The sequence below is a fragment of the Paraplanobispora takensis genome, assembly GCF_016863195.1.
Lineage (GTDB): Bacteria > Actinomycetota > Actinomycetes > Streptosporangiales > Streptosporangiaceae > Planobispora > Planobispora takensis.
On the sequence record NZ_BOOK01000032.1, the window covers coordinates 1 to 16,947 of the forward strand.

Here is a 16,947-nt window from a genome sequence, read left to right on the forward strand (position 1 = left end):
CCGCGGTGGCCAACGGCGACCTGAGCAAGAAGATCACCGTGGACGCGCGCGGCGAGATCCTCCAGCTCAAGTCGACGATCAACACGATGGTGGACCAGCTGTCGGCCTTCGCCGACGAGGTCACCCGGGTCTCGCGCGAGGTGGGCACCGAGGGGCGGCTGGGCGGCCAGGCCCAGGTGCGCGGGGTCAGCGGCGTCTGGAAGGACCTCACCGACAACGTCAACTTCATGGCCTCCAATCTGACCAGCCAGGTGCGCAACATCGCCCAGGTGGCCACCGCGGTGGCCAACGGCGACCTGAGCACGAAGATCGACGTCGACGCCCGCGGCGAGATCCTGGAGCTGAAGACCACGATCAACACCATGGTCGACACGCTCTCCTCCTTCTCCTCGGAGGTGACCCGCGTGGCCCGCGAGGTCGGCAGCGAGGGACGGCTGGGCGGCCAGGCCGAGGTCGAGGGCGTGTACGGCACGTGGGAGCGGCTGACCAAGAACGTCAACGAGCTGGCGGGCAACCTGACCACCCAGGTCCGCGCGATCGCCGAGGTGGCCAGCGCGGTGGCCCAGGGCGACATGAGCCGGTCGATCTCGCTGGAGGCCAAGGGGGAGGTCGCCGAGCTCAAGAACAACGTCAACCTGATGGTGGCCAACCTGCGCGAGACCACCCGGGCCAAGGACTGGCTGGAGAGCAACCTCGCCCGCATCGCGGGCCTCATGCAGGGGCACCGCGACCTGATGGAGGTCGCCGACCTGCTGCTCAACGAGATCACCCCGCTGGTGTCGGCGCAGTACGGCACCTTCTTCCTGGCCGAGCAGGGAGGCCGGGGCGAGGCGGTGCTCCGCATGATCGCCGGGTACGGCTCCACCCACGCGGCGATGGCGACCGAGCCGCTGGTCTTCGGCGACGGGCTCGTCGGCCAGGCCGCGGTGGAGAAGAAGCGCATCCTGATCCACGAGGTCCCGCCCGACTACATCAAGATCGCCTCAGGGCTCGGCGAGGCCAGCCCGGCCAGCGTGGTGATCCTGCCGATCCTGTTCGAGGACCAGGTCCTCGGGGTCATCGAGCTGGCCTCCTTCAACCGGTTCAGCGACGTCCACCTGGCCTTCTTCGACCAGTTCGTGGTCACCATCGGGGTGGCGATCAACACGATCATCGCCAACTCCCGCACCGAGGCCCTGCTGTCGGAGTCGCAGCGACTGACCCAGCAGCTCCAGGAGCGCTCGAACGAGTTGCAGCGCCAGCAGGCGGAGCTGCGGCGCTCCAACGCCTCCCTGGAGGAGAAGGCGCACCTGCTGGCCACCTCCTCGCGCTACAAGTCCGAGTTCCTGGCCAACATGTCCCACGAGCTGCGCACCCCGCTCAACAGCCTGCTCATCCTGGCGCGGCTGCTGGCCGACAACCCCGAGGGCAGGCTCGGCTCGCAGGAGGTCGAGTTCGCCACCACCATCTACCAGTCCGGCAGCGACCTGCTCCAGCTGATCAACGACATCCTCGACCTGTCCAAGATCGAGGCGGGCCGGATGGACGTGCGCCCGCAGACGCTGCCGCTGACCAAGCTGCTGGAGTACGTCGAGGCGACGTTCCGGCCGCTGACGGTCGACCGGGGGCTGATCTTCCAGGTCCACGTGGGCCCGGGCGTCCCCACGACCCTGTACGCCGACGAGCGCAGGATCCAGCAGATCCTGCGCAACCTGCTGTCCAACGCGGTCAAGTTCACCTCGGCCGGCGAGGTGCGCCTGTGCGTCGAGCGGGCCGAGGGCGTGGAGTTCGAGGAGGAGTCGCTGCGGGGGGCCGACGACGTGATCGCCTTCTCGGTGAGCGACACCGGCATCGGGATCGCGGCGGACAAGCTCCCGCTGATCTTCGGCGCCTTCCAGCAGGCCGACGGGACCACCAGCCGCAAGTACGGCGGGACCGGCCTGGGCCTGTCGATCAGCAGGGAGATCGCCCGGATCCTCGGCGGGGAGATCCACGCGCAGAGCACGCTCGGCATCGGCAGCACGTTCACGTTCTACGTCGCCCCCCGGTACGCCGGTCCGCTCTCCGGCGGGGACGAGCAGGAACAGGGGGCCGGCGGGGCGGAGGTTCTCCCGGCCAAGAACGGCGAGCAGCCCCAGGGGCCGGTGGCGCGCCTCGGCCCGGCCGAGACGGAGGCCGCCTGGGTGACGGGGCACGTCGAGAACGGCGACGACCCGTGGCGCTCGCTGACCCGGCTGAGCGACCTGCAGCGGGGGAGCGCGGGAACGGTCCTCAAGGGCAGGCGGGTGCTCATCGTCGACGACGACGTGCGCAACGTCTACGCCCTGGCCCACATGCTCGGGCGGCTCGGCATGGACGTGATCTACGCCGAGAACGGCCGGGAGGGCGTCGACAGGCTGGAGAGTGAGGGTGAGGTCGATCTGGTGCTCATGGACGTGATGATGCCGGAGATGGACGGCTACGAGACGATCGAGGCGATCCGCGCGATGCCCCGCTTCGACCGGCTGCCCATCGTCGCCCTGACCGCCAAGGCGATGCCCGGCGACCGGGAGAAGACGATCGCCTGCGGGGCCTCGGCCTACGTGCCCAAACCCGTCGACGTGGACCACCTGCTCGGCGTGATGTGCGAGTGCCTGGACGAGGCGGCCGAGGGGGTCCGGTGATGATGGGCAGGGAGCGGATCCTCCTGGTCGACGACCACGAGGCCAACCTGGTTGCCCTGGAGGCGATCCTGAACCCGTTGCGCAAGACGCTCGTGCGCGCCCGGTCCGGCGCGGAGGCGATGAAGGCCCTGCTGCGCGACGACTTCGCGCTGGTGCTGCTCGATGTGGTGATGCCGGGAATGGACGGCTTCGAGACGGCCTCCCACATCAAGCGCCTCGACCAGACCAAGGATGTGGCCATCATCTTCCTGACCGGGGCCGACGGCGATCCCAGCCACACCTTCCGCGGATACGTCGCCGGGGCGGTCGACTTCCTCACCAAGCCGTTCGACCCGTGGGTGCTGCGCGCCAAGGTCCAGGTGTTCCTCGACCTGCACCGCAAGAGCCGGCAGCTGAAGGAGCAGGCGAACCTGCTGCAGCGCATGGCGGGGCGGGGCGAGGACGAGGTCAGGGGAGCGGAACTGGCCGCCGAGCTGGCGCAGCGGCTCGTGACGATGGAGGAGCGCCTGTGCGCACCGGAGCCGGGGGAGAGCGGTCTGGGCGTCGAGGCGGTCAAGGAGCTGTCGGGACAGATGGCGACGGCCCGCCAGACCTGTGACAGGCTCGTCGAGCATCTCAGGGTCGCCGAGTGAGGCGCCCCCGTCCGGAGGTGACGGGGCGGGGCGACGGGGCGGAATGACAGGGCGGAATGACAGGGCGGAATGACAGGGCGGAATGACAGGGCGGGAATGAGACGCGGTCGCCCGGTGCTGGGATGAGGCAGGTCGGTCCGGGCGGGAGTGAGCTCCGTCCGGCATGTCCGCACTTTGGAAGTAACGGCCGCCCACCTGGCGTGTTCGCATTCTGGGAGTGGCACTTACCCGCCCGAGGTGTTGACCAAGCGCTCGCTTGGTCCATATGCTAAGACCGGTTCCGTCCGGTTTGCCGGGCGTGGCACACTGATATACGGGAGCGAGCCCTGTGCGGCGCGCGACCGACGAAACAGAGCTGCGTGCTCCGGGGTCGGTGAAATTCCGAACCGGCGGTTAAAGTCCGCGACCCGGTCGAAGCCATCGACCGGTTGACCCGGTGAAATTCCGGGACCGACGGTTAAAGTCCGGATGGGAGGAAGCGCGCGAGCGGAGAGTGCCGTCCAGGCACCCTCCGCTGACGGGATCTGTGCACCCGTCATCCCCGGGGCCCGCCGTGGCAGAAAGCTACTGGCGAGTAGGAGACCCGGGTTGAGCCAGCCGATCCCCCGCGACGACGAGCCGCCGCCCGCCGGGCGCGCGGCCGACCCGGCCCACATGCGCAGGGCCGTCGAGCTGGCCGCGCGCGGACGCGGCACCACCAGCCCGAACCCCGTCGTCGGCTGCGTCGTCCTGGACGCCTCCGGACGCGTCGCCGGAGAGGGATTCCACGCCTACGCCGGAGGACCGCACGCCGAGGTGGTCGCGCTGCGCGCCGCCGGGGAGCGGGCCCGCGGCGGCACCGCCTACGTCACCCTCGAACCGTGCGACCACACCGGCCGGACCGGGCCCTGCTCGGCCGCCCTGCTGGAGGCCGGCGTCGCCCGCGTCGTCGTGGCGGTCGGCGACCCCAACCCGGTGGCCGCCGGCGGGGCCGGCCGGCTGCGCGCGCACGGCGTCGTCGTCGAGTCCGGCGTGCTCACCGAGGAGGCCGAGCGGGGCAACGCCGAGTGGCTGACCTCGGTGCGGCTGGGCCGCCCCCACGTCACCTGGAAGTACGCCGCCACGCTGGACGGCCGCTCCGCCGCCGCCGACGGCACCAGCCAGTGGATCACCTCGCCCGAGTCCCGCGCCGACGTGCACCGCCTCCGGGCCGGAACGGACGCGATCATCGCGGGCGTGGGCACCGTCCTGGCCGACGACCCCCGGCTCACCGCCCGCCCGTCCGGCGAAGCCGATCCCGGCGCGGGGCGGCGCCTGCTGCGCGTGATCGTCGACAGCGACGGCCGGACCCCCGTCTCGGCCCGGGTCCTGGACGGCGGCGCCCCCACGCTGGTGGCGGTCGCCCACGACGCCTCCGCGACGGAGCTGGAGGCCAGGGCCAAGGAGCTGGGCCGGCTCGGAGCCGGCGGGGCGGCCGAGGTGGTACGGCTGCCGCGGCGGGAGCCGTACGGGATCGACCTGCACGCGCTCCTGGCCGAGCTGCACCGCCGCCAGGTCGTCGGCGTGCTGCTGGAGGGAGGGCCCACCCTGGCCGGTTCCTTCGTGCGCGAGGGCCTGGTCGACAGGGTCGTCGGCTATCTCGCCCCGGCGCTCCTGGGCGAGGGCGCCGCCGCGCTCGGCCCGGCGGGCGTCACGACGATCGCCGGGACCCACCGCCTGGAACTCGAGGATGTCACCCCCATCGGGCCGGACCTGCGTCTGACCGCCCGGCCGGTACCACTGAAGGAGAAGTGAGCATGTTCACCGGAATCATCGAAGAGCTGGGGGAGATATCCTCCGTCGAGCCGTTGCGGGACGCCGCCAGGCTGGCCGTGCGCGGCAAGGTGGTCACCGCCGACGCCGGGCACGGCGACTCGATCGCCGTCAACGGCGTCTGCCTGACCGTGGTGGACGTCGACGGCGAGGTGTTCACCGCCGACGTGATGAAGGAGACCCTGGACCGCAGCAGCCTGGGGGCGCTGCGACCCGGCTCGCGGGTCAACCTCGAACGCGCCGTCCGCGCCGACCAGCGCCTCGGCGGGCACATCGTGCAGGGCCACGTGGACGGCACCGGTGAGCTGCTGTCTCGGGAGCCGGCCGAGCACTGGGAGGTCGTGCGGATCTCGCTGCCGGCCGGGCTGAACCGCTACGTGGTCGAGAAGGGCTCCATCGCGGTGGACGGCGTCAGCCTCACCGTGGCCGGGGTGGACGACGAATCGTTCTCGGTCAGCCTGATCCCGACCACCCTGGAGCTGACCACCCTCGGCGCCAAGAAGCCCGGCGACCCGGTCAACCTCGAGGTCGACGTGATCGCCAAGCACGTGGAGAGGCTGATCGGCGCCTACGCTCCGGGAGGCCGGGCATGAACTGGGCAGAGGCGGGATTCGAGGTGTTCGGGGTCCACGTCCTGTGGACCGACCTGGTCGGCAACATCGCCGCGCTGGCCACCGTGCTGCTGGCCATCCGCAAGTCGATCTGGACCTGGCCGGTGCAGCTGACCGGTTCGGTGCTGCTGCTGATCGCCTCGATCAGCGCGCACATCACCGGCAACGCGCTCAAGCAGGTCATGTTCGGCGTGCTGGCCGTCTACGGCTGGTGGAAGTGGGCGCGCGGCACCCAGGGCGGCCAGGAGCTGGCCGTACGGCCCGCCACCGGGCGCGAGCGCCTCGGGCTGATCGCGGTCATGCTGGCGGGCACCGCCGTGGTGGGCGTGCTGTTCTTCGTGTTCAAGCTGTCGTGGGGCGTCTACAAGCCGCTGCCCGAGGGCTACTTCCTCGTCGCCGCCGACGCCTACATCTTCGTCGGCAGCGCCGTGGCCACCTGGGCGCAGGGCCGGGCCCTGGTCGACTTCTGGATCATCTGGGTCGCGGTCGACCTGGTCGGCGTGCCGCTGGCGTTCAGCTCCGGGCTGGTGGTCTCCGGGGCCGTCTACGGCATCTTCTTCGTGCTCGTTCTCATCGGATTCGCCAACTGGCTCAAGGAGTATCGCTCCCGGGCCGTGCTCGCCCCCAAGGAGGCAGTGTGACGACCATGCTGGACCCGATCGAGCGGGCCATCGCCGACATCCGCGACGGCAGGCCCGTGGTGGTCGTCGACGACGAGAACCGCGAGAACGAGGGCGACATCATCTTCGCCGCGGCCAAGGCCACGCCGGAGCTGCTGGCCTTCACCATCCGGCACACCAGCGGCGTCATCTGCGTCTCGATGCCCGGGGAGAGCCTGGACCGGCTCGGCCTGCCGCTGATGGTGCACGACAACCGCGAGCGCATGCGCACCGCCTACACCATCAGCGTGGACGCCCGCGACGGCGTGACCACCGGCATCTCGGCCTCCGACCGGGCCAGGACCATCCGCACCCTGTGCGACTCGGCGACCGAGCCCTACGAGCTGGTCCGTCCCGGCCACGTCTTCCCGCTGCGCTACCGCGAGGGCGGCGTGCTGGCCCGGCGCGGCCACACCGAGGCGGCCGTGGACCTGGCCCGGCTGGCCGGGCTGAGCCCGGCGGGCGCGCTGGCCGAGGTCGTCAACGACGACGGCACCATGAAGCGCCTGCCGGAGCTGCGCGTGTTCTGCGACGAGCACGACCTGGCGCTGGTCTCCATCGAGCAGCTGGTGGAGTTCCGGCGCAGGACCGAGCGGATGGTGACCCGGGTCGCCGAGACCACGATCCCCAACCGCCACGGGATGTGGCGCGCGTACGGCTACTCCAGCTCCCTGGACGGCGGCGAGCACATGGCCCTGGTCTACGGCGAGCTCGGTGACGGGGAGGACGTCCTGGTCCGGGCCCACTCCGAGTGCCTGACCGGGGACGTGCTCGGCTCGCTGCGGTGCGACTGCGGGGTGCAGCTGGAGCACGCGATGGCGCGGATCTCCGAGGAGGGCCGCGGGGTGGTGGTCTACCTGCGCGGGCACGAGGGACGCGGGATCGGGCTGCTGGCCAAGCTGCGGGCCTACGGCCTGCAGGACGGCGGCAGCGACACCGTCGACGCGAACCTGGAGCTGGGCCTGCCGGTGGACGCCCGCGAGTTCTCCAACGCCGGGCAGATGCTCGCCGACCTGGGCGTGAAGTCGGTCCGGCTGCTGACCAACAACCCGGCCAAGACGCGCGGCATGGACGGCTACGGGGTCAAGGTGCTGGGCCGCGAGCCGATGCCGGTGGCGATGAACCCGTACAACGAGAAGTACCTGCTGGCCAAGCGCGACCGCCTCGGCCACGACATCGACGAGAGGGCAGGGGCATGAGCGGGCAGGGACGTCCGGGGGCGGAGGCCGTCGAGGCCGGGGGGCTGACGGTCGGGATCGTCGCCGCCCGCTGGCACGAGAAGATCACCGACCAGCTCGTGGCGCGGGCCGTACAGGCCAGTCAGGACAGCGGCGCGAGCGCGACCGTGATCCGGGTGGCCGGATCGCTGGAGATCCCGGTCGTGGCCCAGGCCCTGGCCCGCCGGTGCGACGCGGTGGTGGCCCTGGGGGCCGTGATCCGCGGGGAGACCGCCCACTTCGACTACGTCTGCGACTCGGTGACCTCGGGGCTGACCCGCATCTCCCTGGACGAGGAGACCCCGGTCGGCAACGGCGTGCTCACCTGCGACACCATGGACCAGGCCCTCGACCGGTCGGGGCTGCCCGGCAGCCACGAGGACAAGGGGTACGAGGCCACCGTCGCCGCGCTGGAGACGGCCCTGCTCCTGCGCGACCTGCGCCGGGGCCTCACCCCCGCGTGACCCGTGCCGGCGGCCCGGCTCCCGTGTGACCTGCGGAGCCGGGCGCCGCGGGGGGAGCGGTGGCGGCGCGGAGGGCGGCCAGGGGGTGCGGTAGGTTTTTCGTCCGGTGGCCGACCGGCCGCAGTCCCGGAGGAAAGTGATCACCGTGAGTTCCGACAGGGTCCCCGCGCCCGCCCTGCCCGTCGTGTGGCGGCCGAAGGTGGGCCCGATCGTGGCGTACGGCCTGGCCGTGCTGCTCATGCTGGGGGCCGTGGCGATGGCGGTCTTCCTTCCGCCGCCGTTCACGATCGTCGACAAGATCGCGGTGGTGGCGCTGGCCGGGCTGGTCTGCTGGGTGCTGCACCTGCTGGGCCGCTGCCGGGTGGAGGCCGACGAGCGCGGCATCACCCTGTTCAACGTTCTGAAGGTGCACCGCTACGAGTGGCCCGAGGTGATCGCGGTCACCCTGACCGAGAGCGAGCCCTGGGCGAAGATCGACTTCTCCGACGGGATGACCATCGGTGCCATGGGCCTGCAGGGCTCGGAGAAGGAGCGGACCGCGCGCCAGGTGCGGGAGCTGGCCGCGCTCATCCGCGAGCGCGGCGAGGCCCAGGGCTCCCGCTGACCCCGCCGCGCTCCCGGTGAGCGCAGGCCGGGCGGGGTGGCGTGAGCGCGCGCCGGTGCGGCGGGCCGGGTCCCCGGCGTTTTCCGGCCCGGGAGCTCCCGGCTCAGGTCTCCTCGGAGAAGCGTTCGGTCTTCTCGGTGTCGCCCGCCACGAGCAGGGTGTCGCCGCTCTGGACGAGGGTGTCGGAGGTGGCGTAGGTGAACCCGGAGCCGGACTTCTTGATCCCGACGATGGTCACGCCGTACGTCGAGCGGATGCCGAGCTCGCCGAGCGTCCTGCCGTCGGCCCAGGCCGGGGCCTTGGTCTTGACCAGGGCGTAGTCCTCGTCGATCTCGACGAAGTCGAGCATCCGGCCGGTGACCAGGTGGGCGACCCGCTCGCCCATGTCCGCCTCGGGCTGCACCACGTGGTGGGCGCCGACCCGCCGCAGGATCTGGCCGTGCTGGCGGCTGATCGCCTTGGCCCAGATGTCGGTCACGCCGAGATCGACCAGGATCGAGGTGGTCAGGACACTGGACTCGATGTTGGTGCCGATGCCCACCACGGCCCGGCCGAACTCGGCGATGCCCAGCTGCTCCATCGCGTCGGGGTCGGTGGAGTCGGCCTGGACGACGTGGGTGAGCTGCCCGGAGAACTCCTGCACGTTGCGGGAGTCGCTGTCCACGCCGAGCACCTCGACGTCCCGCGCGGCCAGCTCGGCGGCGAGTGCCCCGCCGAACCGTCCCAGACCGATGACCACCACCGCATCGCCGCGGTTGTTCTTGTCAGCCAACGAGGGGTCGCTCCTCCGGATAGCGGAACCTGCGGGTCTGGACGTGCAGCGCGAGCGCGGCACCGAGGGTCACCGGGCCCAGGCGCCCGACGAACATCAGGGCGGTCAGGACCAGGTGCCCGGCGGGGCCGAGTTGGGCGGTGATGCCCGTGGACAGGCCCACCGTGCCGAACGCCGACACCACCTCGAACAGTACGCGGTCGAGGGTGAAGGGTGTGAGCATCATCAGGACCAGCGTGCCCGAGACCACGGCGGCGACACTCGCCAGGGCGATGGTCAGCGCCTGCCGCTGCAGCTGCTCGGCGATGCGCCGCCGGCCCGCCGTGACGTCGGGCTCGCCGCGCAGCTCGGCCAGGATGACGTAGCCCAGCAGGGCGAACGTGGTCACCTTGATGCCGCCGCCGGTGCTGGCGCTGCCCGCGCCGATGAACATCAGCACGTCGCTGACCAGCCAGGTGTTCTCGTTCATCTGGGAGGTGTCGACGGAGTTCAGGCCGCCGCTGCGGGTCATCGCGCTGTGGAAGAACCCGGCCAGGATGCGCAGGCCCGGGGTGAGCGGGCCGAACGTCTTGGGGTTGTTCCACTCCAGGATCGTGATGACCAGGGCGCCGCCGAACAGCAGGATCGCCGACATCCCCAGCGTGATCTTGGCGTGCAGCGACCACCGGGAGGGCCGCCGCCAGCTCTTGCGCAGCACCGCGTAGACGGGGAAGCCGAGGCCCCCGGCGACCACGGCCAGCGCCAGCGGCAGGCAGATCCACACGTCCCCGACGAAGCGCATGATGCTGTCGGGCCACAGGGCGAACCCGGCGTTGGTGAACGCCGAGACCGCGTGGAAGACGCCCAGGTACACGGCCCTGCCGAACGGCTCGCCGTACCCGGTCATGAAGCGGACGGTGAGGATCGCCGCCGTCAGCGCCTCCACCACCAGGGTGACCTTGGCGACGCCCGCGATCACCTGGCGGACGTCGCCCGGACCCAGCGTCCTGGTCTCGGCCTGGGTGTTGAGCCGCGCGCGCAGCCCCAGCTTCCCCGAGACGATCAGCGCCAGGATCGAGGCGAGCGACATGATCCCGAATCCGCCGATCTGGATCAGCACCAGGATCACGACCTCGCCGAAGGTCGACCAGTGCCCGGCGGTGTCGAGCACGGCCAGGCCGGTGACGCAGACCGCGGAGGCCGAGGTGAACAGGGCGGAGGTCCACGAGGTCCGCTCGCCGCCCTCCACGGCGATGGGCAGCGAGAGCAGCGCCGTGCCCAGGAGGATCACCGCGCTGAACGCGAAGACGACGACCCGCGACGGGGTGTTGATCTGTAGTGACCGGTACTTCACCGGGAGAGGATACGCCCTGCTCTGACCCGATCTCGATCATTCCGATGATGGCCGCGCCGACCGGCCGTCAGATCCCGGCGGACGCGCCCTGGCTCTGCGGGATCGCCGGGACGTAGCCTGAGGTCGTGCTGAGGCGGACAATCACGGCATCGGACCTCGAGTCGCCCGGACAGCTCGCGGAGCTGCTCGACCGGGAGGCCTACCTGGCCGGTGAGGGGCTCGCCACGGCGGCCTTCCTCGCCCTGCGGATGGGCAGGCCCCTGTTCCTGGAGGGGGAGGCCGGGGTCGGCAAGACCGAGCTGGCCCGCACGCTGGCCGTCGTGCTGGACGCGCCGCTGATCCGGCTGCAGTGCTACGAGGGGCTCGACGGCCCGCAGGTCCTCTACGACTGGGACTTCGCCCGCCAGCTCCTGCACCTCAAGGCCGCCGAGGCCGGCGGCGTCACCGACGCCGCCCGGCTGGAGGGCGAGGTCTACGACCGGCGCTTCCTGATCGCCCGGCCGTTGCTGAGGGCGCTGGAGACCCGTCCCTGCGTGCTGCTGATCGACGAGATCGACCGGGCCGACGTGGAGTTCGAGGCGATCCTGCTGGAGGTCCTGTCCGACTTCGCGATCTCCATCCCCGAGCTCGGCACGATCCGCGCGCAGGAACCGCCGGTGGTCGTGCTCACCTCCAACCGCACCCGCGAGGTCCACGACGCGCTGAAACGGCGCTGCCTCTACCACTGGCTGGAGCACCCGTCCTTCGAGCAGGAGGTGGCGATCCTGCTCAGGAGACTCCCCGGATGCTCGGAGACCCTGGCCGAGCAGGTCGCCAAGGCGGCCGGACGGCTCCGCGAGGCGGGCCTGGTCAAGCCGCCCGGGATCGCCGAGAGCCTGGACTGGACCGAGGCCCTGCTGACGCTCGGCGCGCGGGAGCTGGACCCCGGCCTGGCCGCGGCCACGCTGGGCGCGCTGCTCAAGCACCGCGAGGACCACGAGACCGTGCTGGCGAACGGGTTCCTCGGTGAGCCGCGCGGCTGACGGCCGGAAGGCGGGTCCCGCGGGCGGCGGCGGGGAGGCCGGTCCGGCGGGGGGCGGCCGGGAGGCCGGTTCCGTGAAGGACGGCCGGGACGCCGGTTCCGCGGGGGGCGGCCGGGAGGCCGGTTCCGCGGGGATGACGGCCGGGGAACTGGTCACGGTCATGACGGGCTTCGCCAGGACGCTCCGGGCCGCGGGGGTGCCCGCCGACCACGAGCGCACCCAGAACATGATGCGCGCGCTGTCGCACCTGGACGCCGCCCGGCCCGGCGACGTCTACTGGGCCGGCCGGCTCACCCTGTGCGCCTCGGCCGACGACCTGCCCCGCTACGACCGGGTCTTCCACGCCTACTTCGGCGGCCTGCGGGCCGGCCGGGCCCGGCCGGCCGCGGTGGTCGTCACCCGGCACACCGCCCTGCTCTCGCGCGAGAGCGGGGGAGTGCGGCAGGAGCGGCCGGCCCTGAGCGCCGGGGCGAGCGCCACGGAGGTGCTGCGCCACCGTGACGTGGCCCGGATGACCGCGGCGGAGCTGGCCGAGGCGCACCGATTGCTCGCCCTGCTGCGCGCCCCGCGGGAGCGGCGCGAGTCACGTCTGTTCCGGTCCTCGCGCCGGGGACGCCTCGACGCCCGCCGGACGATCCGCGAGGCCCTGCGGCGCGGCGGGGAGACCGCCAGGCTCCGCTACCGCACGCACCGCACCCGGCCGCGCCGCGTCGTGCTGCTGGTGGACGTGAGCGGGTCCATGACGCCCTACGCCGACACCCTGCTGCGCCTGGCCCACGCGCTGGTCAGGTCCGAGCCCCGGGCCACCGAGGCGTTCAGCGCGGGCACCCGCCTGACCCGGCTGACCGCCGAGCTGCGCCACCGCGACCCCGGCACGGCGATGGACGCCGTCTCGCGCGCCGTGCCGGACTGGAGCGGCGGGACCCGGCTGGGCGAGGAGCTGCGCAGGCTCCTGGCCCTGGGCGACGCCCGGGGCGCGACGGTGGTGATCGCCTCCGACGGCTGGGAACGCGGTGACGTCTCGCTGCTCGCGGCGGAGATGGCCCGGCTGTCCCGTACGGCGCACCGGGTGGTCTGGGTGAATCCGCACAAGGGGCAGCCCGGCTACCAGCCGCTCACCGCGGGCATGCGCGCCGCGCTGCCGTACGTCGACGACTTCGTGGCCGGGCACAGCCTGGCCGCCTTCGAGGAGCTGGCCGGGCTGCTGGCGGGGCCGTACGCCCGGCGGCCACGGGACGGGAGGCCCGGATGAGGCAGGGGATCGCGGGACTGCTGCTGGCGGCCGGGTCGGGGTCGCGGCTCGGCACCCCCAAGGCGCTGGTGGAGTTCCGGGGGGAGCGGCTGGTGGACCGGGGGGTCCGGCTGCTGCACGACGGCGGCTGCCACCCGGTGGTGGTGGTGCTCGGCGCCGCGACCGTGCAGGTGCGCGGGGCGGTGGCCGTGCGCAATCCGGACTGGGAGTCCGGGATGGGCTCCTCGCTGCGGGTCGGGCTGGCCGCGCTGCCGCCGGACGCCGGGCACGTGGTGATCGCGCTGGTGGACCAGCCGCTCATCGGGGTGCCCGTGGTCGAACGGCTCGTGCGGGCGGCGCGGGAGGGCGCCGAGGTCGCCGTCGCCACCTACGGCGGGGCGCCGCGCAACCCCGTGCTGATCGCCCGGGAGCGTTTCGCGGAGGTGGCCGAGCTGGCGGTGGGCGACGTCGGGGCCCGGCCGTTCCTGCGCGCCCACCCCGAGCTGGTGGTCAAGGTCCCCTGCGACGACGTCGGCGACCCCGCCGACATCGACACCCCCGCGGACCTGGCGGGCCTGTGAAGGGCCCCGTGGGGGGCGGGGTCGTCACAGGCGCAGCGAGGCGACCGCGGCGCGGTGGTCGCTGCCGACGGCCGGCTCGACGCCCGCGCTGGTCGCCGTCAGCCCGCGGTAGAGGATGTGATCGGGCCGGGTGACCGGGAAGGAGGACGGCCAGGTGAAGCCGAACCCGGATCCGGCCTCCTGGTGGGCGTCGGTGAGCGGCGGCACCAGCCTGGAGCGCTCGCGGTCGGTGGTGGCGGTGTTCAGGTCGCCCAGGAGCAGCAGGTTCTCGCTGTCGTCCTTCTCGATGAGCTGCCGGGCGCGGGCCAGGGTCAGGTCCCGCTGGGCCGTCATGCCGGGGCGCGCCGAGGCGAGGTGCATGACGTAGACGGTCACCTTCCCCTTGGGCGTCCCGACGACGGCGCGCAGCGCCCGGGTCCAGTCCAGGCCGACGTCGACGGCGCGGTGGTCGAGGATGGGGAAGCGGCTCCACAGCCCGATCGTGCTGATCTGCACCTTGTGCGAGAAGTGGCGGTCGAGCTCCTTGGCGGCCGGGCCGCCGGGGGTCAGCTCCTGGGCGGCGAACAGGTCCCGTCCCTGCGCCACGGCCCGTACGGCCTGGCCGGAGTCGCCGTTGGTCACGCCCACGTTGAGCGTGGCGACCGACACGTCGCTCGGCCCGCCGGGCACCGTGCGCAGTACGGCGGGGCCGAACATGACGCCCCACACCGCCGCCGGGACCAGCGCCGCGGCGACGGTCTTCCACGACCTGGTGAACAGCGCGCCGACCAGCAGCAGGGGTACGGCGGCGCCCAGCCAGGGCAGCAGACTCTCCAGTACCGGGGTGAATCCCCCCAGCTCGGGCAGGAGGTGATGCCCACCGAGAATCAGGGCCAGCGCTCCCGCCACCACCATGATCACCGGTTTCAGAGGTGCCTCCTTCTCGCCTTTCGTCCAGGGCTCGGGGATATATCCCCTTCCCCAAAATTCGTAGGCTATCGGCCCCCGGCGCGCCCCGCGGGCACGGTGACGAACATGGGGAGGAGACCGCGGGCTTGGTGCTCGGCCGCCGACTCGATAGCCTCTCTGTTGCGGAGACAACGGAACATCATTCGGTTCTGTGGGCGCGAGCGGAAGGACGAACCACGATGCGCATCGGCATGGCACTGAACTACTCGGGGGGCTTCAAGGAGACGGTGGCCGAGCTGGCCGACTACGAGAGGGCCGGCCTCGACATCGTCTTCGTGGCCGAGGCCTACAGCTTCGACGCCGTCAGCCAGATGGGTTACATCGCGGCCAAGACCGAGCGGCTGCAGATCGCCTCGGGCATCCTGCCGGTCTACTCCCGCACCCCGACGCTGCTGGCCATGACCGCCGCGGGCATGGACTACGTCTCCGACGGCCGCTTCACCCTGGGCCTGGGCGCCTCCGGCCCGCAGGTCATCGAGGGCTTCCACGGCGTGCCGTACACCGCGCCGCTGGGCCGTACCCGCGAGGTCATCGAGATCTGCCGCCAGGTCTGGAAGCGCGAGCGCGTCAACTACGAGGGCAAGCACTACACGATCCCGCTCCCCGCCGACCGGGGCACCGGCCTGGGCAAGCCCCTCAAGCTCATCAACCACCCGGTCCGCGACCGCATCCCCGTCGTGATCGCCGCCATCGGCCCCAAGAACGTCGAACTCGCCGCCGAGATCGCCGAGGGCTGGGAGCCGATCTTCTACATGCCGGAGAAGGCCGCCGACGTCTGGGGCCCCTCCATCGCCGCCGGCAAGGCCAAGCGCGACCCCTCCCTCGGCGAACTGGACGTCATCGCCCAGGCCAGCCTGGCCATCGGCGAGGACGTCTCCGGCTGGCTGGAGCTGGGCCGTCCGATGGCCGCCCTCTACATCGGGGGCATGGGCGCCAAGGGCAAGAACTTCTACAACGACCTGGCCCGGCGCTACGGCTACGAGAAGGAGGCCGAGCAGATCCAGGAGCTGTACCTGTCCGGCAAGAAGGACGAGGCCGCCGCGCTCGTCCCGCAGGAGCTGCTGGAGTCGATGTCGCTGATCGGCTCGGAGGGCTTCGTCCGCGACCGCATCCAGGCGATGCGGGAGTCGGGCGTGACGACCATCAACGTCGCCCCGCTGGCCCGCACGCACGAGGAGCGCATCCGGCTCATCGAGAAGATCAAGGAAATCGCCTCCTGATCCCCGCCGGGTCCTGAGGGGCCCGAGAAGAGGGCCTCCGTGAAGCGGGGTCCCGGCCACCCGGCCGGGACCCCGCTTCCGTCATTTTCCGTGTGCCTGCGAGCACGCAGTGCTACCGTCCCCTTGAACCTGCTAACTAGTTCAAATATCGTGGTGGACATGAGCGAACACGTCACAGTCCCGTGGTCCAAGCTTCTGCAGCAGCCCAACCAGGTGGTCTCCCTCCTGGAAGAGGCGGTTTCCGTACGGCTCGCGCGCCGTGACGCCGAGGACCTCGTCATCACGAAGACGTCCCGGATGGACGTCATGTTCCACGGGATCGAAGGAGTGGGCCGCTTCGTGGCGGCCCTGACGAGAACGGAGGAAGGACGGAAGATGCTGGAGACCTCGATCTCCGAGGCGTTCGCCTGGGCGAGAGTGATGCCCGACGACGCCGTGGCGGCGTTCGGCAAGGAGTTCGTGGAGATGCTCCACGGCTGCGCCGAACTCGGCCAGTTCGCCCCCCTGGGTGCCCTGATCGGAGGCTGGAAGGCCACCGCGGAGGTCTACGCCGACCCCGAGGCGTACGCGGTCCTCGGCCGCGCCCACCCCGAGGGCTTCCCTGAGGATGCCGCCGAGGCCCTCCCTCCGGAGGCTCCGTGAGTCCGAAGCGAAGCGACGATGTGGCTCCACCGCCGATCGACGATGAATGGCGCATCAGGTTCTTCAACAACCAGGCGGCCGAAGGATGGCAAGAGCTCTGCCGTCACGTACCGGCCAACACGAGAGTCTGCTACGAGCGGCTGCGAAACGACCCCCTCCCCGTGGTCGCCACATCGCGGCACCAGTTGCTCCAGCACGACCTGCGGAAAATACAGATCAAGGGCGGGATCTACGACCAGTGGCAGTACGAGGTGACCGAATGACGAGTGCCCCGGGTGATGAGTGACTCGGGGGGCAGGCGAATCAGTCGATGAGTGAACCGCACGCCTCTCGCGTGCCGACGGTCTGCAGGGCGCGCAGACCGTCCCGGGGGCGGAGAAGCTCCCCGGCGTCTCGTCTTGAGACGTCTCATATGAAGGTCTTTCACGCCGGGATCTCCCGTCTCAGGGGTTATCCCGTGCCAATGTGAAAACGAGTGTGACACAGGCCATAGGGCCGTGTGGAATCCCGTGCTCAGGTGGGATGTTCCAACTCTCCGTGAGGTTCTCCCTGGTGCTCGTGCGGCTGGTCGGGCGACT

17 protein-coding genes and 1 riboswitch are annotated in these 16,947 nt (G+C 71.5%); of the genes, 14 read left to right on the top strand and 3 right to left on the bottom strand.

Annotated elements, in window-relative coordinates:
• The 8 genes from Pta02_RS21700 to Pta02_RS21735 all read left to right on the top strand — a co-directional run.
• On the top strand, positions 1-2,642 hold a 2,642-nt coding region (locus tag Pta02_RS21700; RefSeq protein ID WP_203876729.1), incomplete at its 5' end, for an ATP-binding protein.
• Positions 2,642-3,274 (top strand): response regulator, encoded by a 633-nt coding sequence (locus tag Pta02_RS21705; protein WP_203876882.1) that lies wholly within the window; start codon positions 2,642-2,644, stop codon positions 3,272-3,274. The genes Pta02_RS21700 and Pta02_RS21705, both read left to right, overlap by 1 nt.
• Before the next feature lie 355 nt (positions 3,275-3,629).
• A riboswitch (FMN riboswitch) is annotated at positions 3,630-3,760 on the top strand.
• 102 nt (positions 3,761-3,862) lie between these two features.
• Positions 3,863-5,047 carry a bifunctional diaminohydroxyphosphoribosylaminopyrimidine deaminase/5-amino-6-(5-phosphoribosylamino)uracil reductase RibD gene (gene ribD, locus Pta02_RS21710; protein ID WP_239131132.1) on the top strand — a complete coding sequence of 395 codons (1,185 nt, stop codon included), beginning with the start codon at positions 3,863-3,865 and terminating at the stop codon, positions 5,045-5,047.
• A gap of 2 nt (positions 5,048-5,049) precedes the next feature.
• Positions 5,050-5,658, top strand: a complete 609-nt coding sequence (locus Pta02_RS21715; RefSeq protein ID WP_203876730.1) for a riboflavin synthase — start codon at positions 5,050-5,052, stop codon at positions 5,656-5,658.
• Entirely contained in the window at positions 5,655-6,317 is a 663-nt protein-coding gene (locus Pta02_RS21720) for a nicotinamide mononucleotide transporter family protein (protein ID WP_203876731.1), read from the top strand. Before Pta02_RS21715 ends, Pta02_RS21720 begins: the two co-directional genes overlap by 4 nt.
• 5 nt (positions 6,318-6,322) lie before the next feature.
• Positions 6,323-7,534, top strand: a complete 1,212-nt coding sequence (locus tag Pta02_RS21725; RefSeq protein ID WP_203876884.1) for a bifunctional 3,4-dihydroxy-2-butanone-4-phosphate synthase/GTP cyclohydrolase II — start codon at positions 6,323-6,325, stop codon at positions 7,532-7,534.
• Complete coding sequence (gene ribH / locus Pta02_RS21730) at positions 7,531-8,016, top strand: 6,7-dimethyl-8-ribityllumazine synthase (protein ID WP_203876732.1); 486 nt, start codon at positions 7,531-7,533, stop codon at positions 8,014-8,016. Before Pta02_RS21725 ends, ribH begins: the two co-directional genes overlap by 4 nt.
• Positions 8,017-8,161: 145 nt before the next feature.
• Entirely contained in the window at positions 8,162-8,620 is a 459-nt protein-coding gene (locus tag Pta02_RS21735) for a PH domain-containing protein (RefSeq protein ID WP_203876733.1), read from the top strand.
• Between the two features lie 103 nt (positions 8,621-8,723).
• Here the strand turns inward: Pta02_RS21735 and Pta02_RS21740 are convergent, their stop codons facing one another.
• Together Pta02_RS21740 and Pta02_RS21745 are read right to left on the bottom strand one after the other, a co-directional pair.
• Positions 8,724-9,392: a potassium channel family protein gene (locus tag Pta02_RS21740; protein ID WP_203876734.1), complete on the bottom strand. Its 669-nt coding sequence runs from the start codon at positions 9,390-9,392 to the stop codon at positions 8,724-8,726.
• Positions 9,385-10,725: a TrkH family potassium uptake protein gene (locus tag Pta02_RS21745; protein WP_203876735.1), complete on the bottom strand. Its 1,341-nt coding sequence runs from the start codon at positions 10,723-10,725 to the stop codon at positions 9,385-9,387. The genes Pta02_RS21740 and Pta02_RS21745 overlap by 8 nt, the downstream gene beginning before the upstream one ends.
• A 125-nt stretch (positions 10,726-10,850) precedes the next feature.
• Here Pta02_RS21745 and Pta02_RS21750 point away from each other — a divergent pair, with 125 nt between their 5' ends.
• The 3 genes from Pta02_RS21750 to Pta02_RS21760 all read left to right on the top strand — a co-directional run bounded on the left by Pta02_RS21750 (position 10,851) and on the right by Pta02_RS21760 (position 13,559).
• Entirely contained in the window at positions 10,851-11,747 is an 897-nt protein-coding gene (locus tag Pta02_RS21750) for an AAA family ATPase (protein ID WP_239131133.1), read from the top strand.
• A gap of 73 nt (positions 11,748-11,820) precedes the next feature.
• Positions 11,821-12,999, top strand: a complete 1,179-nt coding sequence (locus Pta02_RS21755) for a vWA domain-containing protein (protein ID WP_307837487.1) — start codon at positions 11,821-11,823, stop codon at positions 12,997-12,999.
• The gene (locus Pta02_RS21760; RefSeq protein WP_203876736.1) at positions 12,996-13,559 is read left to right on the top strand and encodes a nucleotidyltransferase family protein; all 564 of its coding nucleotides are present in this window, start codon (positions 12,996-12,998) and stop codon (positions 13,557-13,559) included. The genes Pta02_RS21755 and Pta02_RS21760 overlap by 4 nt, the downstream gene beginning before the upstream one ends.
• A 24-nt stretch (positions 13,560-13,583) precedes the next feature.
• Here the strand turns inward: Pta02_RS21760 and Pta02_RS21765 are convergent, their stop codons facing one another.
• Complete coding sequence (locus tag Pta02_RS21765; RefSeq protein ID WP_203876737.1) at positions 13,584-14,453, bottom strand: endonuclease/exonuclease/phosphatase family protein; 870 nt, start codon at positions 14,451-14,453, stop codon at positions 13,584-13,586.
• 233 nt (positions 14,454-14,686) lie between these two features.
• On the opposite strand from Pta02_RS21765, the gene Pta02_RS21770 reads away from it, so the two are divergent.
• The 3 genes from Pta02_RS21770 to Pta02_RS21780 all read left to right on the top strand — a co-directional run bounded on the left by Pta02_RS21770 (position 14,687) and on the right by Pta02_RS21780 (position 16,632).
• Positions 14,687-15,727, top strand: coding sequence for an LLM class F420-dependent oxidoreductase (locus Pta02_RS21770; protein WP_203876738.1), 1,041 nt, complete (start codon positions 14,687-14,689; stop codon positions 15,725-15,727).
• A 159-nt stretch (positions 15,728-15,886) separates the two neighbouring features.
• A complete protein-coding gene (locus Pta02_RS21775) occupies positions 15,887-16,369 on the top strand; it encodes a hypothetical protein (protein WP_203876739.1) in 483 nt (160 codons plus the stop codon).
• On the top strand, positions 16,366-16,632 hold the full coding sequence (locus tag Pta02_RS21780; RefSeq protein ID WP_203876740.1) for a hypothetical protein: 267 nt from the start codon (positions 16,366-16,368) through the stop codon (positions 16,630-16,632). The genes Pta02_RS21775 and Pta02_RS21780 overlap by 4 nt, the downstream gene beginning before the upstream one ends.
• Positions 16,633-16,947: the final 315 nt, after the last annotated feature.